The organism is Deltaproteobacteria bacterium, from assembly GCA_029860075.1.
Classification (GTDB): domain Bacteria; phylum Desulfobacterota; class JADFVX01; order JADFVX01; family JADFVX01; genus JAOUBX01.
The window spans coordinates 21,472-27,997 of record JAOUBX010000064.1 but is presented as its reverse complement, the minus strand read 5'-3'; the positions used below and the strand labels follow the sequence as shown (position 1 = coordinate 27,997).

The following is a 6,526-nucleotide window of genomic DNA, read 5'->3' as shown; positions in this document are numbered from 1 at the left end:
AGTAACATTAATATTGCTTACGGGCAAAAGGGCGGGAAGGTTAAGATGGCGGTAGGGAAGCGCACCGTGAATGGGGCGGCGCTTTTTGGGCAGCAATTGTTTCAAAAGGGCTTTTAACTGCGTCAGCGTGCCTTGCTGATCATTGCCCGAAGCGGACATACTGCCCGCATCGGACAAGCTCTTTACAAGGCGAATGACTTCACCCATACTGCGGCGGTATTTATCCAGGACGGCATTGTGCCTTGCTCCCGCTTTAACGCCAAGGGCATTCGCCTTTTCAGCCCCTTTTGCAAAACGCTCTTTTAAAAGTAAGTCCGACGCAATGAGAATATCTGAATAGCCCTTGATCTCCCTGATTTCCACCGCTGCGTCACTTCCTGATTGAATCTTTGCAAGGGCTTTGTCCGTTAATTTCTGAATCGTTCGCAGGCTTTCCTGGAGGTCGGCTTCAAGGCCTGCATTGGATGCAGCCAAAATAGGCGAACAGTGAAAGGTGAGAAAAAATGAGAAGATTGCGGCAATGAGCCCGGACTTGCGAAGTGACAGTAGTAAGGATGACATATTTCTCTTCTCCTTTTTATTGAAAATCTTTTTAACCACCAAGTACACGAAGGAACACTAAGTTTAAATTCTTAAAACCTTTAATCTCTTAATTTCTTCTTCGTGTTTCTTCGTGACCTTTGTGGTTAAATCTTTTATTCTTTAATTCCTTCTTTGCGGATGATTTTTTTTGTTCAATGTATCTAAACAATAACTTATTGAAAAATAAATTACTCGGCTTTTTTTGCTTTTTTTGATAAAAATCAAACTAATATACTTTCCACACATAACAAAAGTTTGTTTGTAAATAAATTTAACCCGATCAAAAGGGGAGGGAGGAAATTAATTCAGCGTGGGCAAAAAAACATGCCCACGCTGCCGAGGCAAGCCAGCCCCTTTTTTTTAAAAGTTCGGATTGCAAACTAATGGATTACATATTTCTACTGTTTGCAAATCAATCGATCCAACCCAGGCGGCGCTTCCCCTTAACCTCTGAATTCCTGATGCCGGGCCACAGGTTCCATCCGGTCCGGGCTGTTCAAAGGGACCGCAGCCTGTTGCGGCGGAAGGCGCATCTGTTGCGCCTGTAAAATCTTCGGGGCCCGCCCAATCAATAATCGTGCAATCACCCGGATTTGTGCTCGTTCTGGTAACCAGATCATCACAATCGATATGAAACGAAGTGGGGTCCCTGTCGGAAGCCTGCTCAACGCCACTGACAAAATCGCCTCGATTGGCGCACCACTCTGCCATTGTTCCCGTCGGATCATTGGGGTCACCCGGTCCGGGGTTTGTTGTGCTGCCGCCGGAATTCACATCAGCGGGAGGGGTGGAGGAAGACGAATCCCTCTCACTTGGGGGCGCATGTTCATGGTCAGTAGGTTCGCCGCCATAGGTGCCGTCGTCTTCGACCTCCGTTTCAAAACGCTCACTATGAGTCTTGGTCGTGCCGTCTGCGCCGTGATCAGTGATAGTACGAGTACCTTGTCCGTCATGTTCGACCCGCTCATGTATGACGCGAACCACATCGCCTTCCTCGTTATAAAAAGTAAGCTCTTTAATAGTCGCAACATGATTTCCCTCGGCATCTTCATAAATTGCCATACCTTCTGTATAGCGCAACTGTCCATTATCATGGTTGCCGGTTCTCCAGCTCCAGGGCCGCATACGGCCATACCCATGACCTCCATGGGCCATTACCGGCGGCCGTAACCCTGTTCCACCTCTGCTATAGCCATCACAGATATGATCGAAGGGGTCATAGATGGCCGCTCCGCCGGAAAGGTCCGCCGACCCTCCTCCTGATGAACCCGAATCACCTTCATCACAGCCAAAGGCAGATAAAGATATTCCTGCTATCGTTCTGTCGGAGCATAAAGGATTGCGGCCTGTAAGCCATAATTCAAAAAACTCTCTGCCGGGAAACTCGGTAACAAAGGAGAAGCGACTGCCGTCTCCTAAACGAATATCTACAATATCCGCCATAGAATCGCCGTCAAGGTCGATTGCCGAGCTAAAAGTTCCATCCACACCTATGGTCATTACGTTAAGGGCTTTTAGAGAAGGACTTGCAACCAGACTCCACAAGAGATCGTCTTGGACCTTCCAGCCGCCGACACGGTTTTTATTTTTGTCTTCAGGCAATTTTTTGAAGTCTCCAAAAATATTTTCCAGCGATGCCATGCGGAGCTGGCCCCTGAATTTCCTTACCTGTAATTCACTATTATCATTCGCTGAAGCACCGTCATAATACATGCGGTAAGAACGAGCTTTACTATCCTTCTGGACCAGGCCTTTTTTGTGCGCCTCACAGGCAAATAAAAAAATACACATTCCCAAACATAATAACTGTACTATTTTCATATTATTCTCCTTTATTGGTTAATCGTTTAAATCGAGAGGGACAACCCCCGGAATTCACTCACTCCAATTCCCATAAAAAAAGCCCGAAACCGCTGCCGGTCCGGACTTTTTCATTCCTTAATTTTTTCCCCATTTCGGCCTCCCCCGTTTTTTTGTTTTTCTTTTATACATGATACAACATTGCCTGTAAATAATTTTAATCAGATCATAGGCGGGAAAGAATTGTTGCCCCTTACAAATTACGGATTCATTAGTTTCGTCGCGGGATTTTTTGCCGCGGCAAACAGTCGAAATATCTATCAATCTTTATCCGTGAAATTTGTATAATCTCCGTCCAGATAATCTCTTAATTTCTCTTTCGCAGTTATTTATGACCCTTGGCGGATAAATCTTTTTCTTTTCTATAAGCGGGCTATCTCTTATCCCAGGCAGAGTTTTAATATGTCCACCACTTCTTTGCTTTTAATATTCCCTTTTTCCCCAAGGGCCATATTTCGCTCATCGAAAGTACTCCCTGTTTTTTCAAAACCGTCAGGACCGATATTGTAATCCTTGAGCGTCGTTTTCACACCAAGAGAATGAAAAAAAGCGACTGTTTTATCAATGGCTTTATCCGCTTTTTCTTCAGAAGAGCCTTCACTTATATTCCATATACGCTCCCCGAACTGAACCAGTTTCTCAAGTTTATTCGCCTTCTCATACTTCAGCAGGGCAGGCAAAACAATGGCCAGCGCCTGTCCATGATCGAGACCATGCATGGCCGTCAATTCGTGCCCTATCATATGAGTTGCCCAGTCCTGGGGCACACCGCAGCCGATGAGGCCGTTTAGCGCCTGTGTGGCGCACCACATGAGGTTGGCCCGCACTGAGTAATCATGAGGGCTTTTTCTGACCTTTGGCGCTTCCTCGATTAGCGTCTTCAATATAGCCTCCGCCTGTCTGTCCTGAAGGGGGCTGCCTTCTCTTACAGTCAGGTACTGCTCCGTCGTATGAACGAATGTATCGACAATGCCGTTGCTTACCTGCCTGTCAGGCAGTGAAAAGGTGGTTTCCGGGTCGAGAATGGAAAAGCGGGGATAAGAGAGGGGGCTGCCGAAAGCCCGTTTTTCTCCCCTTGCCCTTCTCGATATAACGGCATAACCATTCATCTCCGAACCGGTAGCAGGGAGCGTCATGACGGCGCCGACAGGAACGGCTGCCGTAAGGGGAAAGCCCCGCGAAACTATCTCCCATGGATCCTTTCTTTTGTAAAAAATGGCGGCCGCCATAAACTTGGCGCCATCCAGCACGGAACCGCCGCCGACAGCAAGGAGAAAATCAATTTTTTCTTTTTTAGCCGCTTCAACGCCTTTCATGAGTGTTTCAAACTCGGGATTAGGCTCTATGCCGCCAAATTCGACAAGCTCACGACCCTTTAAGGTTTCCATTACCTGATCATAGACGCCATTCTTTTTTATGGAGCCACCGCCATAGGTAATCATTACCTTATGGTCTCTCTTGATGAGACTCTTTAATTCGCTGATACTGCCTTTGCCGAAAACGATTTTTACGGGATTATGATAGGTAAAGTTATCCATTGCCACTCCTTCAATTTTTTTTACAAAAATATACTTAAGCTCCCCTGTAAATGCAAGAAAAGCGGCATATGGGCCGGGTAAAAATGACATGAACACTTAAACCATTTGATTAAGACGAGTCAATTCTTTATAGTTCCGGTTAAATAATGTAAGCTGCGGGAGTTTTTATTGCCAAAGAGAGAAGAAGATCAGATCAGGAGCAGGGTTATTTTTTCCGTCGCCTTACTTGTCCTTACCATATCGACGGGGACGGCAGGATATACGCTTATCGAAGGGTGGGAGCTTTTCGACGCCTTCTATATGACGGTTATTACCTTATCAACGGTAGGTTACCAGGAAACGCACAGCCTTTCCACGGCAGGGAGATTATTTACTATATTCCTCGTCTTTACCGGCCTGGGGGTCGTGGCTTATACGGCAAATTACGGCATTCGCTTTATTCTGGAAGGAGAAATTCAGCAAGTACTGGGGAGGAGAAAAATGGAAAAAAGGATCAAGGAGAACAACAATCACTACATCGTATGCGGTTACGGCAGAATGGGCCGGATCGTATGCAGGGAACTGAGATCGGGCCATATTCCCTTTGTCGTCATAGAAAGCGAAGATATGGTAATCAATGCCGATGATGATATTCCCTTCATCAGGGGAGACGCCACACGCGACGAGAACCTGCGCCTTGCCGGTATAGAGCGGGCCCGCGGGCTTGTTTCCGTCCTCTCTACCGATGCCCACAACCTTTACGTTGTGCTCAGCGCAAGGGGACTCAATGAAAAGCTTCAAATCGTCGCCAGGGCTAACGAAGACGATGCTGAACAGAAACTCTTGAGGGCAGGCGCTGACAGGGTCGTATCACCCTACCATATAGGAGGGTTGAGAATGGCCCACAGCATTATAAAACCTTCCATCGTAGACTTCCTTGAAGTGGCAACAACAAGCGGGAACATCGAACTCCAGATGGAAGAGGTTCCCATTGCGAAAAAATCCAGGCTCCCCCGGACATCCATTATCGAGGCCGGCATAGGCAAGGATCTCGGCATTATCATTGTGGCCATAAAACGAGAAGGTAATATGCTCTTTAATCCCACAGGGAAAACGGTGATAAAGACCGGGGATATCCTCATTGCCCTCGGAGAGTCAGGAAAGATGAAAAAACTGGAGGAACTGGCGAAAGGCGCCCCTCTCTAGGGCAAGCAATCAGCCCTTTTTCGGAATCGTATGTTTTTTCTTTTTGCTCCCCCCATAGAAATGCTCCTTGTTAAACCCTCGCCGTTCCTTGAGGTCTTTCCTTTCGTAATCTTCATCTATCTGTATTTCAGCCTTTTCTATAATTTCTCTCTCTTTTTCTTCAAATTCTTCTTCCGTCTCTGTCATGGGACCTCCTTTTCCAGTTTTGCAACCTCTTTTAACACTCTTTCCCTGATCCTTCGGGGCTCTTCTTTAGGGCAGACGGCAACACCCTTCCTGATAAGCGGGCATAGCCGGTCCGTCATAATTCCGCCACAATTACAAATCACCTTATCCGCAGGATAAGGAACAACGAGGCTGTTCTCACAGGAACTGCATCTTAGCAAACTTTTCGAACCTGACATTTTACCCCGCTTCGCAAAGGGAACACCCTCTATTTCCATAATATCCAGTGAAAAATCGATGACCGGCGCCGCGCTTATGGACGTGCCCACACCATAGGCGTCAACAACGGGATTTAGCTCGGCAATCGTGTATTCATCGATACCACCGCTGGCAAAGAGTTTGACATGCTCATAGCCGTTCAGGTTAAGCTCCCACCTGACTTCTTCAAAAATCTGCCTGAAATTCCCCTTTCTTGATCCCGGCGTATCGAGCCTGACGGCAAAAAGATCTTCTCCAAGCGCCTCTGCACAGCCAAGGGCTTCAAATTTTTCATCGCCAATGGTATCAACAAGGGCAACGCGCTTTATGGCGGGATCGATAACTTCATGAAAAGCCTTTGTGGCAGTTACAGAATCTCCCATAATCAATATTAAGGCATGGGGCATAGTTCCCACCGGCTCTTCTCCCAGGCATTGGGCGCTTTTAACGACAGCCACACCGTCACAGCCTCCGATAAATGCGCTCCGCTCTATCATGGGAGAAATGGCAGGGTGCATACGCCTGGCGCCAAAAGAAATGACCTGCCGCTCTCCTGCCGTTTTTTTACACCTTGCCGCCATGGTGGCAATGCCCGATGCCTGGCAGATGAGCCCCAGCAGGGCCGTTTCAAAAAGTCCGAAATCGTTATACTGCCCTTCCATTTCCATAACGGGATCAAAGGCCCTGAAAAGACTCCCTTCGGGGAGCGCTCTTACGGAGAGATTCTCTCCCTCCAGAAGGCGGGCACATTCATCAATGCCTGCCAGAATGCCCCACTCCCAGTCACGGGGGAGTTTTTTAGCCCTGAATTCCATTTTGACCCGCTTGTTGATCCCTTTGGCCTTGAGGATTTCAAGGGTTCTTTCAAAATAAACATCGGTAACTTTTCCGCTCTTAATATCGTCGAAGCCGGCCGTATTGAATTCTCTTTTATTCAT

6 protein-coding genes are annotated in these 6,526 nt (G+C 47.3%); 1 reads left to right on the top strand and 5 read right to left on the bottom strand.

Annotated features, from left to right (window positions below):
- The 3 genes from OEV42_16420 to OEV42_16410 form a co-directional block, all read right to left on the bottom strand.
- A partial coding sequence (locus OEV42_16420; protein MDH3975859.1) for a hypothetical protein occupies window positions 1-561 on the bottom strand: 561 nt, incomplete at its 3' end.
- A 381-nt stretch (window positions 562-942) separates the two neighbouring features.
- Complete coding sequence (locus OEV42_16415; protein ID MDH3975858.1) at window positions 943-2,403, bottom strand: hypothetical protein; 1,461 nt, start codon at window positions 2,401-2,403, stop codon at window positions 943-945.
- A 419-nt stretch (window positions 2,404-2,822) separates the two neighbouring features.
- Window positions 2,823-3,980: an iron-containing alcohol dehydrogenase gene (locus OEV42_16410; protein ID MDH3975857.1), complete on the bottom strand. Its 1,158-nt coding sequence runs from the start codon at window positions 3,978-3,980 to the stop codon at window positions 2,823-2,825.
- A gap of 168 nt (window positions 3,981-4,148) precedes the next feature.
- On the opposite strand from OEV42_16410, the gene OEV42_16405 reads away from it, so the two are divergent.
- Window positions 4,149-5,165 (top strand): potassium channel protein, encoded by a 1,017-nt coding sequence (locus OEV42_16405; GenBank protein MDH3975856.1) that lies wholly within the window; start codon window positions 4,149-4,151, stop codon window positions 5,163-5,165.
- Window positions 5,166-5,174: 9 nt separating this feature from the next.
- Here the strand turns inward: OEV42_16405 and OEV42_16400 are convergent, their stop codons facing one another.
- Together OEV42_16400 and OEV42_16395 are read right to left on the bottom strand one after the other, a co-directional pair.
- Complete coding sequence (locus OEV42_16400) at window positions 5,175-5,351, bottom strand: hypothetical protein (GenBank protein ID MDH3975855.1); 177 nt, start codon at window positions 5,349-5,351, stop codon at window positions 5,175-5,177.
- The gene (locus tag OEV42_16395; protein ID MDH3975854.1) at window positions 5,348-6,526 is read right to left on the bottom strand and encodes a nicotinate phosphoribosyltransferase; all 1,179 of its coding nucleotides are present in this window, start codon (window positions 6,524-6,526) and stop codon (window positions 5,348-5,350) included. Before OEV42_16395 ends, OEV42_16400 begins: the two co-directional genes overlap by 4 nt.